The following is a 19,812-nucleotide window of genomic DNA, read 5'->3' as shown; positions in this document are numbered from 1 at the left end:
TCCGGTTCGGCGGTCAGTGCGCGTGCCGCACCGCGTCGCGTGGCTGCGCGTAACGCACTGTCTCCCAGACGATCAGCACGGTGAGCACGGCACACAGCAGCGCCAGTGCGGCCATCGCCGGCAGTTGTCCGGCGAGCGGAACCGCAGCGATCAGTACCGCCGCGGTGACCAGGCGCGGCCACAGCACCACCCGGGTCGCGTAGTGCCGGAAACCGACCAGTGCCAGCAGGTACAGCACCACGCCGCCGTAGAGCGCGAACAGCGGAATGCCCTGCAGCCGATCGTGCAGGGTATGTCCGGCCGCGCCGCCGAGATAGTTCAGCGTCTTCTTCAAGCCGAGCGACATGGCGACGATGCCGGCCACCATCGGGAAATGCCAGAAGGTGTAGCAGTTGCGCGCGATCCGGATCCGGCGCGGCCCCGAGGCCTCGGTCATCGCGCGTTCCACGACGGTCGCGGCGACGTCGAAGTAGGCCCACCACAGCAGGCCCGAAACCGCCAGTGCCAGTAGCGATCCCACGGCGATCGGCCACGAGATCGGCAGCCCGGCCACGCCGACGCCGATGGAGACGATCGATTCCCCCAGCGCGACGATCACGATCAGGCCGTGCCGCTCGGCGAAGTGCGAGGCCGAATTCACGCGCCAGTCGTTACCGGCGAAGAAGGTCCAGACCATATCGCCGGCGATGGCCGCGATCCACAGCACGATCTGCACGGTGCCATGTTCGACGGCCGCCACGATCAGCAGTGTGGTGCCGATGGTGATCGAGCCGCCGGCCCAGCGGCCGACCTGCCCGCGCAACTGCCGGTCCTCGATACTGGCCAGCCAGAACATCCCCAGATGGACCAGCCGGATCACGAGGTATCCGATGGCGAACACGAGCGGTCCGTACCAGCCGCCCGGCATGTCGTGGAATGCCTCGGGAATCACCTCGGCCACGATGAGTCCCGCGCCCATGGCCGCGAACATCGCCACCCGGGCCAGACCCTCGTCGGCCTTCACCACATTGCCCAGCCAGGCGTAAGCGATCCACACCCACCACATCACCGCGAGGACCAGCAGGGCTCTCAGCATGTTGAGCGCGGTGACGTCGTGGGCGGCCAGATCGGTCACCTGGGTGAAGGCGAAAACGAGGACGAGGTCGAAGAAGAGTTCCAGCTGGGTTACCGAGGCGTCCTCGGTGACCGCTTGAATGCGTGTGCGTCTGACACCGGTCATTCGCACATCGTGGCAGGAAGCCGACGTCAGCGCCCGCGACGGCGAACCGCTCGCTCAGCCGACCTCGTAGTTCTCGCCGAAGGGAAATTTTTCGATGTACTCGATGAGGTTCTGCACGGCCTCGTCGTTGGCCCGCGACAGCGTGCGCTTGAGCAGCAGACCGGGAACGGGGATCGGCAGGTACACCTCGGAGTGGTACCAGACCTCGGTGCCCTCGTCGGTCTCCTCGATGTCGAACCAGCCCTTGCCGCCGCCACCGGCGGCGCTTTCCACCACTTCCCAGGAGATGCGTTCCGGGGTGCAGGTGTACTCGAGGACCTGACGGTCGGAGTTGTTGAGGGTCGTCACCGTGGCGTAGACGCGGCGGGGACGGTCGAATTCGTCGCGGGTCGCGACGCGCACATCGCGGTGCGCGGGCGACCATTCCGGAATCCGCTCGACGGCCAGCAATGCTTCCTGAACCTGATCGGGTTCGACATCGATGATGAATCGGTGATCGGTCTTCGTGCGCATGTCTTGCCCTCCACTGCTTCGGCCGATTGTCTCCGCCGTCACACGCGGTCGTCAACCGTGTGGTCTGTTCCTTGAGTTACAGAGACCGACCAGTCTGATTTGATTCGGTCGGGCGAGCCGAGTTTGCGGTCGCGCTGCCGGGGCGGGTCGGCGGCGTGCGCGGCGTCGCTGCGCCGCGCCGGTGGCCGGGCGATTGCCGGGTGAGTGGTCGCCTGCCCGTAGAGGGGCTGCCCCCGGGTGGGAAAGGGGGCTTGACGTTGCTCGTCCGCACAGCTACCGGTGGTGAAGGACCTCCCAGTCGGGCCCTGGGAAGACCAGACTTTCGTGTCCGTCCTCGAACCGGACGACGTAGGGCGGGGCGCCGTCGCTGCCGCGCGCCTCGATGATTTCGCCGGTGCGTTCGGGTATTCCCACGGCATTGCTGTGGACGAGGATGTGATCGCCTATATGCGCCTGCATGCCCGCCATTATCGTTCGATGTGATACTGCTCACAAGTCAATGTCATAGTTCCCTGCCGACCGAATCGCCTTGTCCGTGGCGATCACCGCGACGGCGGTGCGCAGCTATTCCCGATCCCGCTTGACACCACTTCGACTGTAGTACTACGTTTCAACCACTACAGTTAGAGTGCAACAAGCAAGGCGGTATCGGTATGCGAAAGCTTCTCTACTTCGTCGGCGTCTCGCTCGACGGCTATATCGCCGGGCCGGGTGGGGAGTACGACTTCTATCCCGTGGCCGAGGACATGGCGGAATTCGTCAATGGGCGCTATCCGGAGTCGGTTCCCGCGCACCTGCGTCCCCACTTCGGGATGGCCGTGGACGAACCCAACAAGGAATGGGACACGATCCTCATGGGGCGCGGCACCTACGAACCCGCGCTGTCGGCCGGAATCGCGAGCCCCTATCCGCATCTGAAGCAGTACGTCGTATCGGCCACGCTCGATCGCGTCGACGATCCGGAGGTCGAGCTCGTTCCGAGCGATCCGGTGGCCCTGGTGCGTCGCCTGAAGGAGCAGGACGGCAAGGACATCTGGCTGTGCGGCGGGGGACAACTGGCCGGCGCGCTCGTCGACGAGATCGACGAGCTGATCATCAAGAGTTATCCGGTGGTCGCCGGCGCCGGCATCAGCGCCTTCACCGGCAACTTCCGGCCGACCGCGTTCACGCCGGTGCAGCGCCGCGAATTCGGCAACGGCGCGCAGATCACCTGGTTCGAGCGCGGCTGACGTGCCCGCCCGGCGCGGGGCCGCGATCAACCGGCGTCGCGCAGGAACGACAGGCGCACCCGGCGAATGGGGTTGTCGATGTTGAGATCCACGAAGGCGATGGACTGCCAGGTCCCGAGCGTCAGCTCGCCGCCCAGCACCGGCACGGTGGCGTAGGGGGCGATCAGCGCGGGCATGACGTGTGCGCGGCCGTGCCCGCGCGAACCGTGGGCGTGGCGCCACCGATCGTCGGCCGGCAGCAGGTCGCGCAGGGCGTGCAGCAGGTCGTCGTCGCTGCCCGCGCCGAGCTCGATCAGGGCTACGCCGGCGGTGGCGTGCGGGACGAAGACGTGCAGCAGTCCGTCGCCGCCGCCGGCCTCGCGCAGAAACGTGGCGCACTGCGGGGTCAGGTCGTGGACGACCTCACGATCGCCGGTGTGCAGCTCGATTTCGATGCTCTTCATAGGCCCATCGTGCGCTTTCGCCGCGAGGTACACCGGCGACTCACGGGAACGGGTTCGCCGACCGGGTGCTAAACCGGTCGGTGTGATTACTCACACCGGTACGCCGGCTGTTCGGGCGGCAGCCGGTCACGGACTCCCGCGCACCCGGAAAACCGCTGATGAACGGGGCTGTTCGCGCCGATTCCGATGCCCCGCAAGGGCTCTGCCGTCGCGGCCGCGCCCCACAGCGCCGTCACGGGACGGGATCGCCGCTGGTCCGGGTAACGAATTCGAGGGACGAACCCGTCCGGTCCCGGTGGCCGCTCGGAGGTAGCCCACCACCGAGCGGACTCCGATCGGTAGTCTTATTGGCTGTAACAGCAGCTAGTCGATCTTGGAGGACCCCACTGTGGCTCTCGTCGTTCAGAAGTACGGAGGATCTTCGCTCGAGTCTGCCGAGCGGATCCGGCGCGTCGCTGAGCGGATCGTCGAGACGAAGAAGCAGGGGCACGACGTGGTCGTCGTGTGCTCGGCAATGGGTGACACCACCGACGAACTGCTCGACCTGGCCCAGCAGGTTGCGCCGGCGCCGCCGGCCCGCGAACTCGACATGCTGCTGACCTCCGGTGAGCGTATCTCGAATGCGTTGGTGGCCATGGCGATTCACTCGCTCGGCGCCGAAGCGCGGTCGTTCACCGGTTCCCAGGCGGGAGTCATCACCACCGGCACCCACGGCAACGCCCGCATCATCGACGTGACCCCGTCCCGGGTTCGCGATGCGCTCGACGAGGGCTTGATCGTGCTGGTCGCGGGCTTCCAGGGCGTTTCGCAGGACAGCCGCGACATCACCACGCTGGGCCGCGGCGGTTCCGACACCACCGCGGTGGCGCTGGCCGCCGCGCTGGAGGCCGACGTCTGCGAGATCTACACCGATGTCGACGGCGTGTTCACCGCCGATCCCCGGATCGTGCCGGATGCGCAGAAGCTGGAGCAGGTGAGCTTCGAGGAGATGCTCGAGCTCGCCGCCACCGGCGCCAAGGTGCTGATGCTGCGCTGCGTCGAATACGCCCGCCGCTACAACGTTCCGGTGCACGTGCGGTCGTCCTATACCGACCGCAAGGGCACCTATATCTACGGATCGATGGAGGACATCCCCTTGGAGGACGCAATTCTCACCGGCGTCGCGCACGATCGCAGCGAGGCCAAGGTGACCGTGGTGGCCCTGCCGGACGAGCCGGGCTACGCGGCCAAGGTGTTCCGGGCCATCGCCGACGCCGAGATCAACATCGACATGGTGTTGCAGAACATCTCCAAGGTCGAGACGGGCAAGACCGACATCACCTTCACCCTGCCGAGGGCCGACGGGCCGCGCGCGGTGGAGTTCCTGACCAAGCGTCAGGGCGAGCTGGGCTTCAGCCAGGTTCTCTACGACGATCACATCGGCAAGGTGTCGCTGGTCGGCGCGGGGATGAAGAGCCACCCCGGGGTCACCGCCACCTTCTGTGAGGCGCTGGCCAAGGCCGGAATCAACATCGACCTGATCTCCACGTCCGAGATCCGCATCTCCGTGTTGGTCAAGGACACCGAACTGGACGGCGCCGTGCAGGTGTTGCACAAGGCGTTCGACCTAGGCGGCGACGAGGTCGCGGTCGTGCACGCGGGATCGGGGCGCTGACATGGTCGGGTCAAGCGCGGAGGCGGCAGCGCAGCGTAACCACGTAGCGCTCCCGAGCATGTCGAATGGAGCAGAGCCATGGGCGTACGCGTAGGTGTGGTCGGCGCGACCGGGCAGGTCGGCGCCGTCATGCGAAAACTGCTGGAGGACCGCGACTTTCCGGCCGATGAGGTGCGATTCTTCGCCTCATCGCGTTCGGCGGGCAAGAAGCTGCCCTGGCGCGGCGGCGAGATCGTGGTCGAGGACACCGAGACCGCGGATCCGTCCGGGCTGGATATCGCCCTGTTCTCGGCCGGCGCCACCATGTCGCGGGTGCAGGCGCCGCGGTTCGCGGCGGCCGGTGTGACCGTCATCGACAATTCCTCGGCGTGGCGCAAGGACCCCGAGGTGCCGCTGGTGGTCAGTGAGGTGAATCCCGAACAGACCCGCAACCTGGTCAAGGGCATCATCGCCAACCCCAACTGCACCACGATGGCCGCCATGCCGGTGCTCAAGCCCCTGCACGACGAGGCCGGACTGCAGCGGCTGATCGTCTCCAGCTACCAGGCCGTCTCCGGCAGTGGACTGGCCGGTGTCGAGGAGCTGGCCGGCCAGGCGCGTGCGGTGATCGGGGACGCCGAGAAGCTCACCCACGACGGCAGTGCCGTGCAGTTCCCCGCGCCGAACAAGTACGTCGCGCCGATCGCGTTCAACGTGCTGCCGCTGGCGGGTGCGCTCGTCGACGACGGTTCCGGTGAAACGGACGAGGACCAGAAGCTGCGCAACGAGAGTCGAAAGATTCTCGGCCTGCCGGAGCTGCTGGTCAGCGGTACCTGTGTGCGCGTGCCGGTCTTCACCGGGCATTCGTTGTCGATCAATGCCGAATTCGCGCGGCCGCTCTCGGTGGAGCGGGCGAAGGAACTGCTCGCCGGTGCGGCCGGTGTGAAGCTGGTCGACGTCCCGACGCCGTTGGAGGCCGCCGGTAAGGACGAGTCGCTGGTCGGCCGGATCCGCCAGGATCCGGGCGTGCCGGAGGGACGCGGCCTGGCGCTGTTCGTCTCGGGTGACAACCTGCGAAAGGGCGCCGCGCTCAACACGATTCAGATCGCGGAAGTGCTGCTCGCGCAGCGCTGACACTGCGTCTTCGCCGAAGTTCACGTCGAACGGGCCGTCCGATTCCGGGCGGCCCGTTTCGCTGTCGATCGCTCAGCCGGCCGGCGTGCAGCGGGCCCGCAGTCCGTCGAAGACGACGGCGAAAGCGCGGGCTCGCTGCTCGCCGGTGGCGGTGTGCGTGCCCGCGAAGGTGCCCTTCAGCACCCGCATCAGATCGTCGAAGTCGATATCGCCGCGGATCGCGCCGGCATCCTGCGCGCGGCGCAACAACTGGGCGATGGCCGCCTGGAATTCCTTTGTGGGCCCGGTGATCTCGATCGTCTCATGACCGCCCAGCGCATCGGCGAGGTCCCGCTTGACGCCCCCCTCGGTGACCATGTGGTCCAGCAGGTCGAAGAAGGCGGCCCCCGGATCGTCGGCGGATTCGAGCCCGCGCGCGTAGTCGATCATGCGCTCGATGTTGTCGACGATGGCGGCGTGGAAGAGGGCTTCCTTGGTGGGAAAGTGGCGGTAGACGGTCCCGGGGCCCACCCCGGCGCGCCGTGCGATCTCGTCCAGCGGAACCGAAATACCTTCGGCGGCAAAGGCTTCCCGGGCGGCTGCGAGTACCCGCTCCCGGTTGCGGCGGGCGTCGGCGCGCAGGGCGCGGCGCGGTTCGGCCGCCGGGTCCGCTAACTGTTTCTCCGCCACAGCGCGAGTCTACCCGGTAACCGTTGACAAACGGGGCGCGCGTTCCGGATCATAAGCGGGGCGTACGTTCCGCTTCTAGCAGAGGAGTTTGTCATGGTTTCCAGTTCGGTGCGCAGTGCCCGCCAGGTGGTCGAGGATCTGTTCGCGACATTGCCGGTGCGCGATGCCGACGCCTTCGTCGCGGCGCTCGCCCCCGATGCGGTATTCGAGATCCCGTTTCCGATTCCGGGAATGCCGGAGCGGCTCGAGGGACGGGAGGCGATCCGCGAACACCTCGCGCAGCGCTGGTCGGGTCTGTCGGGTATCGAGGTGCACGGGGTCTGTCCCACGGTCTACGAATCCACCGAAGACGGAGTGCTTTTCGTGGAGAACGAGGTGGATATGACGGTGCCCGGCGCACCACGTGCGCGAGTGCGTACCTCGGTCAACGTGGTGCACGTGCGGGACGGGGAGGTCACCCTGTTCCGGGACTATATGGACACCGCGCGGATAGCGCGTATCACCAGCTGATCCGGTGACGACAACGCCCTGCCTCCGCGGGCGGCGGATCCGGCCGCGGCCGAAGGCATTGCGTCAGCGGATGCCCGGTGTGCGGGGATCGGGCCCGAGGCAGACCAGCAGCGCGCAGCCCGGCGGCGCGTCCGAGAACGGCGGTGTCAGAGGCGTATTCAGACAGGACAGCACCGAACAGCCGGGGTAGGCGTCGGGCCCGACGCCGAACACCGCCAGGGTGATGTTCGGATCGAAGAACGCCCGGGGATCCAGAGTGACCGGTGGTTCGACATAGGGGCCGGGGTCCGGGATCGGCGGCTCCTGGAAGGCGGCGAGCAGCCTGCGGAAGAATTCCCAGGTCAATTCCGTCAGATTCTGCACGATGCCGGTCGGTCCGCCGTTGCTGCGATTGCCGAACACACCGGTCCACACCACGGTGAGATCCAGGCTGGGGATGAAGAAAACGTCCTGCAGACCGAGCCCGGACATCGCGAAGACGTCCGCGGGCAGGAACGACGGTATCTCGATACACCCGGGGCGGGCCCAGAACAGATAGCCGTAACAGTCGCGGCCCGGACCCGTCTCCTGCGCGCGGTGCAGATAGTCCGCCGAGACGACCCGCACTCCGTTCCAGTCGCCACCGTCGGCGACCAGCAGCGCGATCTTGGCGAGATCGTCCGGCGGGATCAGCAGATGCGCGTAGCCGTAGGTGTGACCGGACCGGTCGCGGGCCCAGTAGTAGTCACCACGGTCGATGCCCAAGGCAGAGAACAGTTCCCGCTGCGCGAACTGCTGCAGCGGTTCACCGACCGCCAACTCCACCACGTAGGACAGCAGATCGACATTGCGCTGGCTGTAGGAGAACGTCGTGCCGGGGGGATGGTCGAGCGGAACGCCCAGCGCCTGCACGGCGCTGTTCGGATCGAGCGGGATCACCCCGGAGATCCCCTCGTTGATCACCCCGACGCGCAGGCCTGAGCGCTCGGTCAGCAAATCCTCGACGGTGATCGCGCGGTGGGCGGCGTCGCCGAGGCCGGGCGGAAGATAGCGCCCGATGGGCGCGTCGATATCGAGTTTGCCCTGGTCCCAGGCGATTCCGGCGATCAAGGAGACCACGCTCTTGGTGACGCTCCAGATATTCCACGGCGTCCGATCGGTCGCGTCGTTGTGTGCGCCGGTGCCGATGAGGCAGTTGTGCCGGAAGATCTTGACGTTCAGCCGGTTCCGTTCGTCCGCGAACCGCAGGGCGGATGCCAGCCGGGCCGAGTCCAGGCCCGCCGATTCCGGTGCGGCTCGTTCGAACGCGCGTCCGGACGAGACCGCGCAGGTCTGTGGATCCTCCGCTCGTGCCGGAACCGCAGTGGCGCAGGCGCCACCGATCAGTACTACGACGAGAACTCCGATCACCCAGCCGTGTAGGCGTCCCATGAGTGCGAGGTTAACGACCGGCATCCCGCCGTGGTGCCCAACACGCAACCGGCGCAATCAAATCGGAACCGGCGGCGCACCTCTTCGGTCGGACGCCGGATTCGGGCCACGCAGCGCTACTGCCACATGGCGACGCCCGGCAAGCGCCTCTCGGCGAGTGGTCGCTCGAAGCGACAAGGGGTGCCGCCCGGGGCTGTCCCGACGCCGGCAAGCACTACCAACCCGGGAATGCGGGGATCTATTTCGCGGCCGACTGTGGTCTGGACGACGGTCCATGTGCGCATCCGGCGAAGGGCTGTGACCTACAGAACATCCCCACTGGTCTTTTCTTGACTTATTCCAGAAAAGGGGCAGACTGGGTTCATGCACACCGAAGGTTTCGATCCGCGCGAACGATTGCGTGCGGCCGGCCTGCGGGTTACCCGCCCGCGGGTGGCGGTGCTGGAAGCGGTTGCGGCCCATCCGCATTCGGATGCGGACCGGGTGGCCGCCGCGGTCCGGCAGGAGCTGGGTTCGGTGTCGACCCAGGCCGTGTACGACGTACTGCACGCCTGTGTGGGCGCGGGCCTGCTGCGCCGGATCGAACCGGCCGGTTCGTCGGCGCGGTATGAAACCCGCATCGCCGACAACCACCACCATCTGGTGTGCCGGAACTGCGGCACGGTCGTGGACGTGGACTGTGCCGTGGGCCGTGCCCCCTGCCTCGACCCGTCGGATGCGCACGGGTTCACGATCGACGAAGCCGAGGTCGTGTTCTGGGGACTCTGCCCGCAATGCCGTCGGTGACGACGCGCCATCACGATGGCCCGGATCTCCCGGGCGACAGCTGAAACAGGAGGCTGCGATGACCAAGCCGATCAGTGGGCCGACCACTACCAACACCGGCACCCCGGTGCCCAGCGACGACGAATCGCTGACCGCCGGCACCGAGGGCCCGATTCTGCTGCACGACCACTATCTGATCGAGAAGCTCGCCCAGTTCAACCGGGAGCGGGTACCGGAGCGGATCGTGCACGCCAAGGGTGCGGGCGCCTTCGGCGAGCTCGTCGTCACCAACGACGTCAGCCGCTACACCAAGGCGAAGCTGTTCCAGCCGGGTGCCCGGACCGAATCGCTGGCGCGGTTCTCCACCGTCGCCGGTGAACAGGGCAGCCCCGACACCTGGCGCGATCCGCGCGGTTTCGCGGTCAAGTTCTACACTCCCGACGGCAACTACGATCTGGTCGGCAACAACACCCCGGTGTTCTTCATCAAGGATCCGATCAAGTTCCCCGATTTCATCCATTCACAGAAGCGACTGCCGGGCAACGGACTTCGCGATCACAACATGCAGTGGGACTTCTGGACCCTGCGCCCGGAATCGGCGCATCAGGTGACCTGGCTGATGGGTGACCGCGGCATTCCGAAGACCTACCGGCACATGAACGGCTACGGCTCGCACACCTACCAGTGGATCAACGCCGAGGGCGAACGGTTCTGGGTGAAGTACCACTTCAAGACCGATCAGGGCATCGAATTCCTGACCCAGGCCGACGCCGACCGGCTGGCCGGCACCGATCCCGACTATCACCGCCAGGATCTGTGGGAGGCCATCGAACGCGGCGAATTCCCGAGCTGGACTCTGTATGTGCAGATCATGCCGGTGGGCGAGGCGGCGAACTACCGCTTCAACCCGTTCGATCTGACCAAGGTGTGGTCGCACAAGGACTACCCGCTGATCGAGGTCGGCACCTGGACGCTGAACCGCAACCCGCGCAACTACTTCGTCGAGATCGAACAGGCCGCGTTCGAGCCGTCGGCGATCGTGCCGGGTATCGGTTATTCGCCGGACAAGATGCTGCTGGGCCGGGTCTTCGCGTATGCCGACGCCCATCGCTACCGCATCGGTACCAACTATCACCAGCTGCCGCCGAACCGCGCGCGGGCGGCCGAGGTGAACTCCTACTCCAAGGAGGGCGCCATGCGCTACGACTTCAACGCGCCGGAAGTACCGGTCTACGCGCCGAATTCGTTCGGCGGCCCGCATGCCGACGCGGCCGCGGCCCCGGAGGAGGCGGCGTGGGGTTTCGAGCCCGAGCAGGTGCGGGCCGGATACGTCCAGCACGCCGAGGACAGCGACTGGGCGCAGCCGGGCACGCTGGTGCGTGAGGTGTACAACGACGAGCAGCGGGAGCGCTTGGTGGACAACGTGGTCGGGCATGTGCTCGGCGGCGTGCGCGAACCGGTGCTGAGCCGGGTGTTCGACTACTGGAAGAACGTCGATCCGGAGATCGGCAAGCGCATCGAGGAAGGTGTGCGCGCGGGTCTGAATGGCAACGGCTGAACCTGACGAAATGTACGGGCCCGCACCGGACTTCGGTGCGGGCCCGTCGTCGGCAATGTCATACGGCCGGCAGCAGGGTGTCGACCAGCCGGGTGGCGGTGGTGTGGTCGAGGGGGGCGTGGCCGAGCAGGAAGCGGTACCAGAACAGTCCGTAGAGCAGATCCACCAGCAGGTCCGCATCCGTCTCGGCGGGCAGTTCACCCCGGGTGATCGCGCGCTCGAGGATATCGCGCACGGCGGCGCGGCGGGCTGCGGTGAACTCCTGCATCAATTCGGCGAGGTGGGGGTCGCGGGCCGCCTCGCGCACCAGCGCGCGCAGCGCCGGAGCGGTCGAAACCTGTTGGGCGCCGGTGAAAGTGGAATCGGCGACCGCCAGCAGATCGGTGCGCACCGAGCCGGTGTCGGGAGTCGGGACCGACCGGTGCGCGCGGTCGAGCAGGGCGTCGAGCAGCACCGCTCCCTTCGATGGCCACCAGCGGTAGATCGTCTGTTTGCCGACCCCGGCCGCGGCCGCGAGGGAATCGACCGTGACCGTGCCGCCGTCGGCGGTGGCGAGCTGAGCGAGAGCGGCGTCGAGAATCGCGCGACGGGTGGCCTCGTTCCGGCGCCGGCCGGTGTGCTCGCGTGCGGGTGGCGTCGAATCCGGTTGCCGCGGTGGTGTTCTCATGGTCTACCTCCCAGCGGTGGCGATGCGCGGGAATACCGCACCCGATACGCTCGTTGTCGAGACTGTCAGTCTCGTCAAACTGTACAGGACAGGAACAGTTGCAATGAGCGCTTCCAGCACCGGCATCCCGCGCGTGGTCGTCATGGGCGGTAGTTCCGGTATCGGTGCGGCCACCGCCGCGCTGTTCGCGAACGAGGGTGCCGAGGTCGTGGTCACCGGCCGCAGTCAGGACAAACTCGACGCGGCAGTGGCTCGGCTGGGTGGTAAGACCAGCGGCTACCGGATGGACGCGACCGATGCCGAGCAGATCGCGGCATTCTTCGCGCAGTCCGGCCCCATCGACCACCTCGTCGTCGCGGTCAGCGGTTCGGCGGGCAGCGGCCCGTTCGCCGAACTCGATCTCGACCACCTGGCGCAGGGGTTCGACGGCAAGTTCTGGCCGCAGGTGAGAATTGTCAAAGCGGCTCTGCCGCATCTGGTTTCGAACGGATCGATCACCCTGATCACCGCGGCGTCGGCGCATGCGGCCTTCCCCGGCACCGCCGGACTGGCCGCGATCAACGGGGCGCTGAACGCCATGGTGGCACCGCTGGCGGTCGAACTCGCCCCGCTGCGGGTGAACGCCGTCGCCCCCGGCGTCGTCGACACCGAATGGTGGGAGCGGGTGCCGGAGGAACAGCGCCGTACCCTCTTCGACGGCCTCGCCGCCACCACACCCGTTGGGCGCGTAGGGGATCCGGAGGAATTGGCGCGGGCCGTGCACATGATCGCCACCAACGGCTTCGTCAGCGGTGTGGTGCTCGACGTGACCGGCGGGGCGAACCTGCCCACCGGCCGCTGATCTCCGCGGGCGGAGGCTCCGGGCAGGTGCTCAGGACCTCCGCCGCGCGTGCAGTCCGTCGAGGATCAGGCCGAGTTCGGAGTCGAAATTGTCCTCGCGGATGCGGGCCGAGTCGTGACCGCGATGGCCGGCGAAGCGCTGATGGATCCGCGGATACGGCCGTGCGGCGATGTCGGCGGCGGCCATGAACTGCTCGAACCACACCTGTTCGTCGAGTCCGCTGCGCGCGATGGAGGTCAGCATCGCGGCCTCGGTCGAGGTCGCGCCGATGACATAGGCGAGCAACGTATTCGAGGCACGGTCGGCGGTGTCGGAGTCGAAGCCGGCATCCTCCAGGATCGACAGCAGCGACTCCGACAGCCGCAACATGTTCGGGCCCAGATAGGCCAGCCCCGCGGTCGTCATCACCATCGAAATCCACGGGTGGCGCAACAGGATGCGCCGGATGTCGTGACAGAGCTCGAGCATCGCAGCACGCCAGTCGGTGCTCGGCTCGGCGGGCAGCCGCAACTCACCGAAGGCCTCGTCGACGACCAGTTCGAGCAGTTCGTCCTTGTTGGCGACATGGGTGTAGAGCGAGGTCGCGCCCGCGCCCAACCGGCTGCCCAGCTTGCGCATGCTCAGCGATTCGAACCCCTCGGCATCGAGTAGCGCGATCGCCTCGGCGACGATCTGCGCTCGGCTCAGCGCCGGTTGATCGCGGCGCTGCCGGTGTTCGCGGGTCCATACCGAGCGGATCTGCGCGGTGTCCGCGGATTCGGCCGGCGTGGAGTCAGTCGTAGTGGAGTCGGTCGTAGTGGAGTCGGTCGTAGCGGGCCGAGACGCCATCGGCTCTCCTTTCGCAGTCGACGTCAGCATAGTCGCGTCCGCACGACGTTCGATCAGTCGAACGCCGTACTCATTGCCGAACGGTGTGCGGTGGCCGTACAGTGTTCGGAGTGGCGCACGGTGTGCGTCCTTTTGGTCCTTCGAAAGGGTTCGCGATGGATAGTTCGGAATCGACCGCTGTCGGCAGTTCGCGCCGCTGGCTGATCCTGGTCGTCCTGTGTCTCAGCTCGCTGGTGCTGGTGATCGACAATATGGTGCTGACGGTCGCCATCCCGCAGATCGCCACCGATCTGCATGCCGACGCGCAGCAGATCCAATGGATCATCGACGCCTATCTGCTGGTGTTCGCCGGACTGCTGCTCACGTCCGGCAGTCTCTCCGACCGCTTCGGCCGGCGCCTGATCATGGTGATCGGACTGGCACTGTTCGGCGGCGCCTCACTGCTGGCCGCCTACGCCGGAAGTCCGGAAATGCTGATCGCCGGGCGGGTCCTGATGGGCATCGGCGGCGTCCTGATCATGCCCAGCACCCTGTCGATCCTGATCACCGTCTTCGACGACCGGGAACGGCCGAAGGCCATCGCGGCGTGGAGTGCGGTCGCCACCCTCGGCATGGTCGGCGGCCCGGTGCTCGGCGGAGCGCTGCTGAACCACTTCTGGTGGGGTTCGGTCTTCGTGATGAATGTGCCGATCGCGGGCGTGGCGATCGTGGCGGCGCTGGTGCTCATGCCGGAATCTCGGGGACCGTGGCGTAAACCGGACCTCCCGGGCACGGTGCTGTCCATCGTCGGGATGACGGCGCTGGTGTGGACGATCATCGCCGTGCCGCAGCGCGGCTGGACGGACGGCGCGACTCTCGCCGCCGCGGCGGTGACGGTTGCCGCATTGTGCGGCTTCGTGATTCGCGAACTGCGCACCGATTCGCCGATGGTCCCGCTGCACCTGTTCGGCAACCGCACCTTCACCGGATCCAGCTTCTCGCTGGTGCTGGTGACCTTCGCCAACGGCGGTCTGGTGCTGGTGCTGACGCAGTATCTGCAATTCGTGCTCGGCTATTCGCCGATGCGAACCGCACTGGCGTTCACGCCGATGGCGGTCGCGGTGCTGGCGTTCAACGCGCTGGGGGCGAGTGTGGTCGGGAAACTCGGCGCCAAACCGGTGACCGTCGCCGGGCTGGTCGTCGTCGCCGGAGGTTTCGGGGTGCTGGCCACATTGAACGCCGGAACCGGGTTCTGGCTGCCGGCCTTGGCCATGGCGCTGCTCGGCGCGGGAGCCGGTCTGGCGATGCCCGCGGCGATCGGCGCGTTGATGAGCGCGGTGCCCGCCGAACACGCCGGGGTGGGGTCGGCGCTCAACGACACCATTCAGCAGACCGGTGGTGCGCTGGGCGTCGCGGTTCTGGGAGCCATCCTGGCGGGCACCTATTCCGGCGCGATGCCGGACCGGGCGCCGGCGAGTGCGCGCGAGTCCATCGCCGGTGCGCTCGGCCTGGGTGACCCGCACCTGGCGAGATTGGCTCGCGATGCCTTCAGTTCGGGAATGCAAGCCGCCTTCGCGGTCGGCGCGGTGAGCGCGGTGGTCGCGGCACTGGTAGCGGTGTTCTTGATGCGGAACGTGAAAGAGACTGTGGGACAGCAGGACCCGGGTGCGGCGGAAGAACTGGTCGGCACGCGCTGACCGGCCGGGACGGACTCCGTCGCGTCCGGGGGTCGAGTCCGTGGCGAGCCGGGGCCTGCCGATCGGTCAGATCAAGCCCCACCAGTAGATCAGGCAAGCCAGGACGAAGACGACCGCAGTTTCCATACCCCCATCATTCCTCGAGTCGGACACCCGCGCCGCTGCCGAATCGTGATCCGCCCGGCCTGTCACCCCTCGTCGACAGACCGAGCGGATCGTCTCGGTCGCAGCCGGTGGGTGATCCTGCCGCCCCCTCTCGCGGCAGGAGCACTCCCGGTGTCGACGACGACAATGCCGGGATGCGCTTGCCGCGCCCTTAACGAGCGCTTGTGAGGGGGTGGGGAGAACAGAGGCCGTCGATCAACCGACGATGACGACGACCAGCCGTCGCTCGGTCTCCTCGATGACTCCGCCGACCTTGCCGGAATCGGCCTCCGGATCGGTCATGGCGGTCGGGCCGCCGAACCAGGTGATGGACCGGCGCGGGTCCAGCTTGTCCAGGACCTGTGGCAGCGAGAAGTCGATCTGCTCGACGCGGACCACGCAGATATGACAGTCGGCCAGGACGGCGGCGTCGCGGCGGCACTGTCCCGGCCCGCCGTCGAGAATCAGGGTGCCCGCATCGGCTACCGCGCCGGCACATCCGGTGACCACGGCATCGGTGCGTTCGCGATCGAGGATCGACAGCTGCGGCTGATCGTCGAGGACCCGATGTTCACCCGTCAGTTCCCAGCGCCGCAGCCAATGTTCGGGCAGCCCGTCGGGGGCCAGCGCGGAGCGGGCGCCGTGCGCGCGCAGGGCCGAGTCGATCGCACCGGGGATTTCGTCCGCGCCGACCCGATGGACCTGGGCGCCATAATGTTTGAGGCGATCGATGAACAGTTCGACGATCTCGGCCTGGTCCGCGGCCGAGTGCACCGGGGCATTGCGCTGATAGTTGCGCGGCACCGGCACCATACGTTCGTCATTCGGTAGCGCCTCGAGGGCATCGCGCACGCGGCGCAGGAAATCCTCCCGCGAGGTCACCGTGAATCTCCCGTTCCATTGCTCCGGCTCCTCCCGCCGGATCGTACTTCGCGACCTAGGCTACCGTGCGGTAGAAGATCGCGAGTTCAGCCTACGAATTCCCGGGTACGCCGGCGCCGGACCAGCGTAACCACCAGATCGGCCGCGGTGGCCGCCCACACCGCCAGCGCCACCCATGCCTCACCGTGCCCGAAGTCGACCATCCACTGTTCGCCGGTGGCCTTGCCCAGTTCGGCGGTTCCCACGCCGTACATGCCCACGGGAAACACGATGCTCCACAGGCCCGGTTCGTAGCTCAGCCCGAAATGCCGGACCAGATGCCGCCAGATGCCGGCCGCCAGCAGCAGCGGCACCAGCCAGCTGCCGAACGCCCACAGCACCAGCGTCGCGCCCTCGAGCATGGGCCGCACGGTCGCGATCAACGCCACCGAGCGTTGATCCATGATCTGGGTGCCGGCCAGCACGCTGATCGCGGTGGCGCCCATGAAGATCCAATAGGTCGGCGCGAGGCGCTCGGCGGTCAGCGAGGTGCCGAACAGGGTGCCCAGCACCACCGTCGCCACGATGCCGTAGAGCACCACGCCGACCGACCAGCACAGCAGCGCCGGCACCGCGAAACGCTGACCCCACGGCTGCGGCAGGGCGGTGGCGGCCACCGCGAGTGATTGAGTGCCGACCACCCAGAGGAACCAGGTGCCGTTGGCGCCGGTCACCGCGGTCGGTGCGCCGTGGTGCAGCATCAGCAGCGCCGGAATCGCGTATACGAGGACCGCCCACGCGACCGTCGCCACCAGCAGTAAGGCCAGCGCCGCACCCACCCAGGCGTGCCGGGACAGCCCCGCCGACATCACCCCGGTGGCGGCGACGAAGGCCAGATAGGTGAAGCCGGTCGTGGGATTCACCGCGTCGCCGATCACGCGGTCGCCGAAGAATGCGATGCGCAGCAGGGTCGCCACGACGAGCACGGCGTAGGCGATCAAGCCGACGATCAACAGGGCAGTGCCACCCCACTCCCACCCCGCCGCGCCGACGGCCCGCGAGACGATGCCGGTCGCCATCACCGAGGCGAACCACCCCGGACCGAGATTCGCCACGAAACCCACTCGCCGCCCGAACTCGCTCACAGCGCGAGTGTTCCACGCGGATGTCGCCGAGCCCCGCATCCACACCGTGCAGGGGTCGGCTCGGCTCGACCGGTGCGCTCGGCGTCGTGATGCCGCGCTGCCGCCGGTGAACTCGTCTCTGCGGGCGTCGCCGGATGTGCCCATGGGTGGTCCGTGTAGCCGATGTGGTGCGCCTTGGCGCTCGCGGCGGTAACTTGCGTCGGATGTGCTGGTCCGCCGGACTGTGGGATGTGGCGGGTTTGCCCTCGAGCCAGCTTTGTTCAGGCGGCGGTGACCTTGTCGTCGTCCCTGGCAGCTGGTTCTTCGCGTACCACCAGCAGGCGTTCGCGGTGGTGTTCCTCGTGCAGGTCGCGGCGGCGGGCGTGGAGCAGCTGTTCGAGGGTGATGATGCCGCACAAGCGGTTCGGATCGTCGCGCGCGACCACGGGTGCCGCCGTCACGTGTGCCAGCGCGAGTGCGTTGGCCACCTCGCGCAGGGTGTTGTCCGGATGGACGGCGGTCCGGATGTCCAGGGTGGCCGCCGCGACCGCCGTGCCGGGGCTGTTCTGCAGGGCCTGGCGGGTGGTCACGCCGGCCAGCGCACCGGAACCGTCGACCACGGGGTACAACCCGGCGTAGTGGGTCCGGGGGAGGATCGGGTCGATGAGGTCGTCGAGTCCGAGCACCAGCGGATCGGCGGTCATCACCTCGTGGGTGAAGAACGTCTCCAGGGGGTCGGTGGTGTATTCGCGGGTGAGATGCAGGCGGCGGCGGGCGATCTTCTCCGTCAGCACCGAACGCTTGAGCAGCAGGACCGACACCGCGTACGCCGAAACCGAGGCCACCGCGAGCGGCAGCACGTCGTTCCAGGCATGGGTGAGTTCGCAGGTGAAGACGATGCCGGTCAGCGGTGAGCGCATCACCCCGCCGACCACCGCGGCCAATCCGCACATCGCCCAGAAACCCGCGGTGACGTGCGGCAACAATCCGCCCTCCGCGGCCCCGAGCGCCGCGCCGATCATGAACACCGGCGCCAGCACGCCGCCCGAGGTGCCGGAGCCGAGCGAGAGCGACCAGATCAGGGTTTTCACCACCAGAATGCCGACGATCAGCGACAGCGTGGCATGTCCGGTGAGCAACTGGTCGATGACGTCGTAGCCGACTCCCAGCGCCCGCGGTTCGAACAGGCCGCCGATGCCGATGATCAGGCCGCCGATGGCCGGCCACCACATCCAGTGCACCGGGATCTTGGCGAAGGAATCCTCGGCGAAATACACCATCGCGGTCGCGGCGATCGCCAGCAGTCCGCCGGTGATGCCGGGAATCAGCGCCAGGCCGTCGGACAGCGCGCCGGGCGTGCGCCCGTCGGTCGCCACCGCGAACACCGGTCCGTTGCCGAGCATCGCCCAGCGGCAGATGGTGCCGGTGACCACGGCGGCCACCACCGGAATGAAACTGCGTGGCCGCCATTCGAACAGCAGCAGTTCCACCGCCAGCAGAATCGCCGCCAGCGGGGCGTTGAAGGTCGCCGCCATCCCCGCCGCCGAACCGGCGACCAGCAGTGTCTTGCGTTCGTCCGCGGACAGTTTCAGCAATTGCGCCAGAATCGAACCGACCGCGCCGCCGGTCATGATGATCGGCCCCTCGGCGCCGAACGGGCCACCCGAGCCGATGCTGATCGCGGCGGAGGCGGGCTTGAGCAGCGCCACCCGCGGCTGCACCCGCGACCCGCCGGTGAGAATGGCCTCGATCGCCTCCGGCATGCCGTGGCCGCGAATCTTCTCCGAGCCGTAGCGGGCCATCACCCCGATGATCAGCCCGCCCACGACCGGTGCCGTGAGTACCAGCCACCACGGGTGATGGGTGGCGCCCGGCGCGACCATCTCGGTGCTGAAGCGTTGGTAGAACACGAGATTGGTGATGAACCCGATCAGCTGCAGCAGCGCGTACGCGGCCACCGCGGCCGCGCCGCCGACCGGAATCGCGAGGCCGGCGATCAGCAGCAGGCGCGGGCTGACCTGGAAATCGCCCAGATGCGTCGCGCGCGAATGCCCGGCGCTCATAACGACCCCGGCCCGGTCGCGGTGACGAAGGGCGTGGTGGCGGCGGCCTGCACCAGATCCCGCGCCGCGACGATCACGCGGGCGCGTGCCTCGGGAGTGAGGCCGTCCAGCAAGGATCCGAAGGCGACCTTCCGCCGCTGCAACACCTGATCGACCACGGCCTGTCCGGCGGTGGTGACCTCGATGGTGACGACGCTGCGGTTGTGCGCATCGGTTCCCCGCGCCACGTACCCGCGGGCCTCGAGCTTGTCCGCCAGCCGCGTCACCGACGAGGCGTTGACGCCGAGCGCGGCCGCCAGCCGCGACGACGACACCCGGCCCAGGGCCTGCAGGATCAGCAGGAAGCGCATCTGCGGGAAGGTGACGCCGGGCGGTGCGGCGTGGGCACTGTCCCAGGCGATGGAGACCAGCATCCGGGTCAGTGCTTCGAGTGCCGCGATCTCGGCAGTGGTGCTCTGTTCGGACGCGGCGTCGGCGGCCGGCGCGACGGTCCCCTCATTGCCTTGCATTAGACAATAGTTGCAA

At 67.7% G+C, this 19,812-nt stretch carries 20 protein-coding genes; 8 read left to right on the top strand and 12 right to left on the bottom strand.

Going from position 1 to position 19,812, the window contains the following annotated elements; genetic code table 11:
• Window positions 1-13: 13 nt before the first annotated feature.
• From IRT45_RS18295 to IRT45_RS18285, 3 genes are all read right to left on the bottom strand, one after another.
• Window positions 14-1,219 carry a low temperature requirement protein A gene (locus IRT45_RS18295; protein ID WP_194807062.1) on the bottom strand — a complete coding sequence of 402 codons (1,206 nt, stop codon included), beginning with the start codon at window positions 1,217-1,219 and terminating at the stop codon, window positions 14-16.
• A 54-nt stretch (window positions 1,220-1,273) separates the two neighbouring features.
• Window positions 1,274-1,732: an SRPBCC family protein gene (locus tag IRT45_RS18290; RefSeq protein WP_062994621.1), complete on the bottom strand. Its 459-nt coding sequence runs from the start codon at window positions 1,730-1,732 to the stop codon at window positions 1,274-1,276.
• 273 nt (window positions 1,733-2,005) lie between these two features.
• The gene (locus IRT45_RS18285) at window positions 2,006-2,191 is read right to left on the bottom strand and encodes a DUF1918 domain-containing protein (RefSeq protein ID WP_194807061.1); all 186 of its coding nucleotides are present in this window, start codon (window positions 2,189-2,191) and stop codon (window positions 2,006-2,008) included.
• Window positions 2,192-2,385: 194 nt separating this feature from the next.
• On the opposite strand from IRT45_RS18285, the gene IRT45_RS18280 reads away from it, so the two are divergent.
• Window positions 2,386-2,961, top strand: a complete 576-nt coding sequence (locus IRT45_RS18280) for a dihydrofolate reductase family protein (RefSeq protein WP_194807060.1) — start codon at window positions 2,386-2,388, stop codon at window positions 2,959-2,961.
• 26 nt (window positions 2,962-2,987) lie between these two features.
• On the opposite strand, the gene IRT45_RS18275 is transcribed toward IRT45_RS18280, so the two are convergent.
• Window positions 2,988-3,404, bottom strand: coding sequence for a secondary thiamine-phosphate synthase enzyme YjbQ (locus IRT45_RS18275; RefSeq protein WP_194807059.1), 417 nt, complete (start codon window positions 3,402-3,404; stop codon window positions 2,988-2,990).
• A 388-nt stretch (window positions 3,405-3,792) separates the two neighbouring features.
• Here IRT45_RS18275 and IRT45_RS18270 point away from each other — a divergent pair, with 388 nt between their 5' ends.
• On the top strand, window positions 3,793-5,058 hold the full coding sequence (locus IRT45_RS18270) for an aspartate kinase (protein ID WP_063006924.1): 1,266 nt from the start codon (window positions 3,793-3,795) through the stop codon (window positions 5,056-5,058).
• Between the two features lie 78 nt (window positions 5,059-5,136).
• A complete protein-coding gene (locus IRT45_RS18265; protein WP_194807058.1) occupies window positions 5,137-6,171 on the top strand; it encodes an aspartate-semialdehyde dehydrogenase in 1,035 nt (344 codons plus the stop codon).
• Between the two features lie 72 nt (window positions 6,172-6,243).
• Here IRT45_RS18265 and IRT45_RS18260 read toward each other — a convergent pair whose 3' ends face one another.
• Window positions 6,244-6,840: a TetR/AcrR family transcriptional regulator gene (locus tag IRT45_RS18260; RefSeq protein WP_194807057.1), complete on the bottom strand. Its 597-nt coding sequence runs from the start codon at window positions 6,838-6,840 to the stop codon at window positions 6,244-6,246.
• 93 nt (window positions 6,841-6,933) lie between these two features.
• On the opposite strand from IRT45_RS18260, the gene IRT45_RS18255 reads away from it, so the two are divergent.
• Entirely contained in the window at window positions 6,934-7,350 is a 417-nt protein-coding gene (locus tag IRT45_RS18255) for a nuclear transport factor 2 family protein (protein WP_194807056.1), read from the top strand.
• A 63-nt stretch (window positions 7,351-7,413) separates the two neighbouring features.
• Here IRT45_RS18255 and IRT45_RS18250 read toward each other — a convergent pair whose 3' ends face one another.
• Window positions 7,414-8,760, bottom strand: a complete 1,347-nt coding sequence (locus tag IRT45_RS18250) for a serine hydrolase (RefSeq protein ID WP_194807055.1) — start codon at window positions 8,758-8,760, stop codon at window positions 7,414-7,416.
• Window positions 8,761-9,123: 363 nt separating this feature from the next.
• Here IRT45_RS18250 and IRT45_RS18245 point away from each other — a divergent pair, with 363 nt between their 5' ends.
• Complete coding sequence (locus IRT45_RS18245; RefSeq protein ID WP_194807054.1) at window positions 9,124-9,546, top strand: Fur family transcriptional regulator; 423 nt, start codon at window positions 9,124-9,126, stop codon at window positions 9,544-9,546.
• A gap of 70 nt (window positions 9,547-9,616) precedes the next feature.
• Entirely contained in the window at window positions 9,617-11,083 is a 1,467-nt protein-coding gene (locus IRT45_RS18240) for a catalase (RefSeq protein WP_194807082.1), read from the top strand.
• Window positions 11,084-11,141: 58 nt separating this feature from the next.
• Here the strand turns inward: IRT45_RS18240 and IRT45_RS18235 are convergent, their stop codons facing one another.
• Window positions 11,142-11,750: a TetR/AcrR family transcriptional regulator gene (locus tag IRT45_RS18235; protein ID WP_194807053.1), complete on the bottom strand. Its 609-nt coding sequence runs from the start codon at window positions 11,748-11,750 to the stop codon at window positions 11,142-11,144.
• A 103-nt stretch (window positions 11,751-11,853) separates the two neighbouring features.
• Between IRT45_RS18235 and IRT45_RS18230 the strand changes: the two genes are divergently transcribed.
• The gene (locus tag IRT45_RS18230; RefSeq protein ID WP_194807052.1) at window positions 11,854-12,591 is read left to right on the top strand and encodes an SDR family oxidoreductase; all 738 of its coding nucleotides are present in this window, start codon (window positions 11,854-11,856) and stop codon (window positions 12,589-12,591) included.
• Between the two features lie 30 nt (window positions 12,592-12,621).
• Here IRT45_RS18230 and IRT45_RS18225 read toward each other — a convergent pair whose 3' ends face one another.
• A complete protein-coding gene (locus IRT45_RS18225) occupies window positions 12,622-13,419 on the bottom strand; it encodes a TetR/AcrR family transcriptional regulator (protein WP_194807051.1) in 798 nt (265 codons plus the stop codon).
• Between the two features lie 155 nt (window positions 13,420-13,574).
• Between IRT45_RS18225 and IRT45_RS18220 the strand changes: the two genes are divergently transcribed.
• The gene (locus tag IRT45_RS18220; RefSeq protein WP_194807050.1) at window positions 13,575-15,095 is read left to right on the top strand and encodes an MFS transporter; all 1,521 of its coding nucleotides are present in this window, start codon (window positions 13,575-13,577) and stop codon (window positions 15,093-15,095) included.
• A 360-nt stretch (window positions 15,096-15,455) separates the two neighbouring features.
• Here IRT45_RS18220 and IRT45_RS18215 read toward each other — a convergent pair whose 3' ends face one another.
• From IRT45_RS18215 to IRT45_RS18200, 4 genes are all read right to left on the bottom strand, one after another.
• Complete coding sequence (locus IRT45_RS18215; protein WP_194807049.1) at window positions 15,456-16,121, bottom strand: LUD domain-containing protein; 666 nt, start codon at window positions 16,119-16,121, stop codon at window positions 15,456-15,458.
• An 86-nt stretch (window positions 16,122-16,207) separates the two neighbouring features.
• Entirely contained in the window at window positions 16,208-17,245 is a 1,038-nt protein-coding gene (locus IRT45_RS18210; protein ID WP_194807048.1) for a tellurite resistance/C4-dicarboxylate transporter family protein, read from the bottom strand.
• Between the two features lie 260 nt (window positions 17,246-17,505).
• Window positions 17,506-19,287, bottom strand: coding sequence for a chloride channel protein (locus tag IRT45_RS18205; protein ID WP_194807047.1), 1,782 nt, complete (start codon window positions 19,285-19,287; stop codon window positions 17,506-17,508).
• Window positions 19,284-19,796 carry a MarR family winged helix-turn-helix transcriptional regulator gene (locus IRT45_RS18200; protein WP_194807046.1) on the bottom strand — a complete coding sequence of 171 codons (513 nt, stop codon included), beginning with the start codon at window positions 19,794-19,796 and terminating at the stop codon, window positions 19,284-19,286. Before IRT45_RS18200 ends, IRT45_RS18205 begins: the two co-directional genes overlap by 4 nt.
• Window positions 19,797-19,812: the final 16 nt, after the last annotated feature.

Source organism: Nocardia sp. BSTN01 (genome assembly GCF_015354405.1).
Lineage (GTDB): Bacteria > Actinomycetota > Actinomycetes > Mycobacteriales > Mycobacteriaceae > Nocardia.
Note: the sequence above shows the minus strand (reverse complement) of the source record. Positions and strands in the feature narration are given on the sequence as shown.

Excerpts from the sequence above, each read along its gene's own strand:
- IRT45_RS18250 (WP_194807055.1), bottom strand. The coding sequence starts at position 8,760 with ATGGGACGCCTACACGGCTGGGTGATCGGAGTTCTCGTCGTAGTACTG.
- IRT45_RS18200 (WP_194807046.1), bottom strand. The coding sequence starts at position 19,796 with ATGCAAGGCAATGAGGGGACCGTCGCGCCGGCCGCCGACGCCGCGTCC.
- IRT45_RS18280 (WP_194807060.1), top strand. The coding sequence starts at position 2,386 with ATGCGAAAGCTTCTCTACTTCGTCGGCGTCTCGCTCGACGGCTATATC.
- IRT45_RS18220 (WP_194807050.1), top strand. The coding sequence starts at position 13,575 with ATGGATAGTTCGGAATCGACCGCTGTCGGCAGTTCGCGCCGCTGGCTG.
- IRT45_RS18225 (WP_194807051.1), bottom strand. The coding sequence starts at position 13,419 with ATGGCGTCTCGGCCCGCTACGACCGACTCCACTACGACCGACTCCACT.
- IRT45_RS18290 (WP_062994621.1), bottom strand. The coding sequence starts at position 1,732 with ATGCGCACGAAGACCGATCACCGATTCATCATCGATGTCGAACCCGAT.
- IRT45_RS18265 (WP_194807058.1), top strand. The coding sequence starts at position 5,137 with ATGGGCGTACGCGTAGGTGTGGTCGGCGCGACCGGGCAGGTCGGCGCC.
- IRT45_RS18235 (WP_194807053.1), bottom strand. The coding sequence starts at position 11,750 with ATGAGAACACCACCGCGGCAACCGGATTCGACGCCACCCGCACGCGAG.
- IRT45_RS18255 (WP_194807056.1), top strand. The coding sequence starts at position 6,934 with ATGGTTTCCAGTTCGGTGCGCAGTGCCCGCCAGGTGGTCGAGGATCTG.
- IRT45_RS18295 (WP_194807062.1), bottom strand. The coding sequence starts at position 1,219 with ATGACCGGTGTCAGACGCACACGCATTCAAGCGGTCACCGAGGACGCC.
- IRT45_RS18285 (WP_194807061.1), bottom strand. The coding sequence starts at position 2,191 with ATGCAGGCGCATATAGGCGATCACATCCTCGTCCACAGCAATGCCGTG.
- IRT45_RS18245 (WP_194807054.1), top strand. The coding sequence starts at position 9,124 with ATGCACACCGAAGGTTTCGATCCGCGCGAACGATTGCGTGCGGCCGGC.
- IRT45_RS18230 (WP_194807052.1), top strand. The coding sequence starts at position 11,854 with ATGAGCGCTTCCAGCACCGGCATCCCGCGCGTGGTCGTCATGGGCGGT.
- IRT45_RS18275 (WP_194807059.1), bottom strand. The coding sequence starts at position 3,404 with ATGAAGAGCATCGAAATCGAGCTGCACACCGGCGATCGTGAGGTCGTC.
- IRT45_RS18205 (WP_194807047.1), bottom strand. The coding sequence starts at position 19,287 with ATGAGCGCCGGGCATTCGCGCGCGACGCATCTGGGCGATTTCCAGGTC.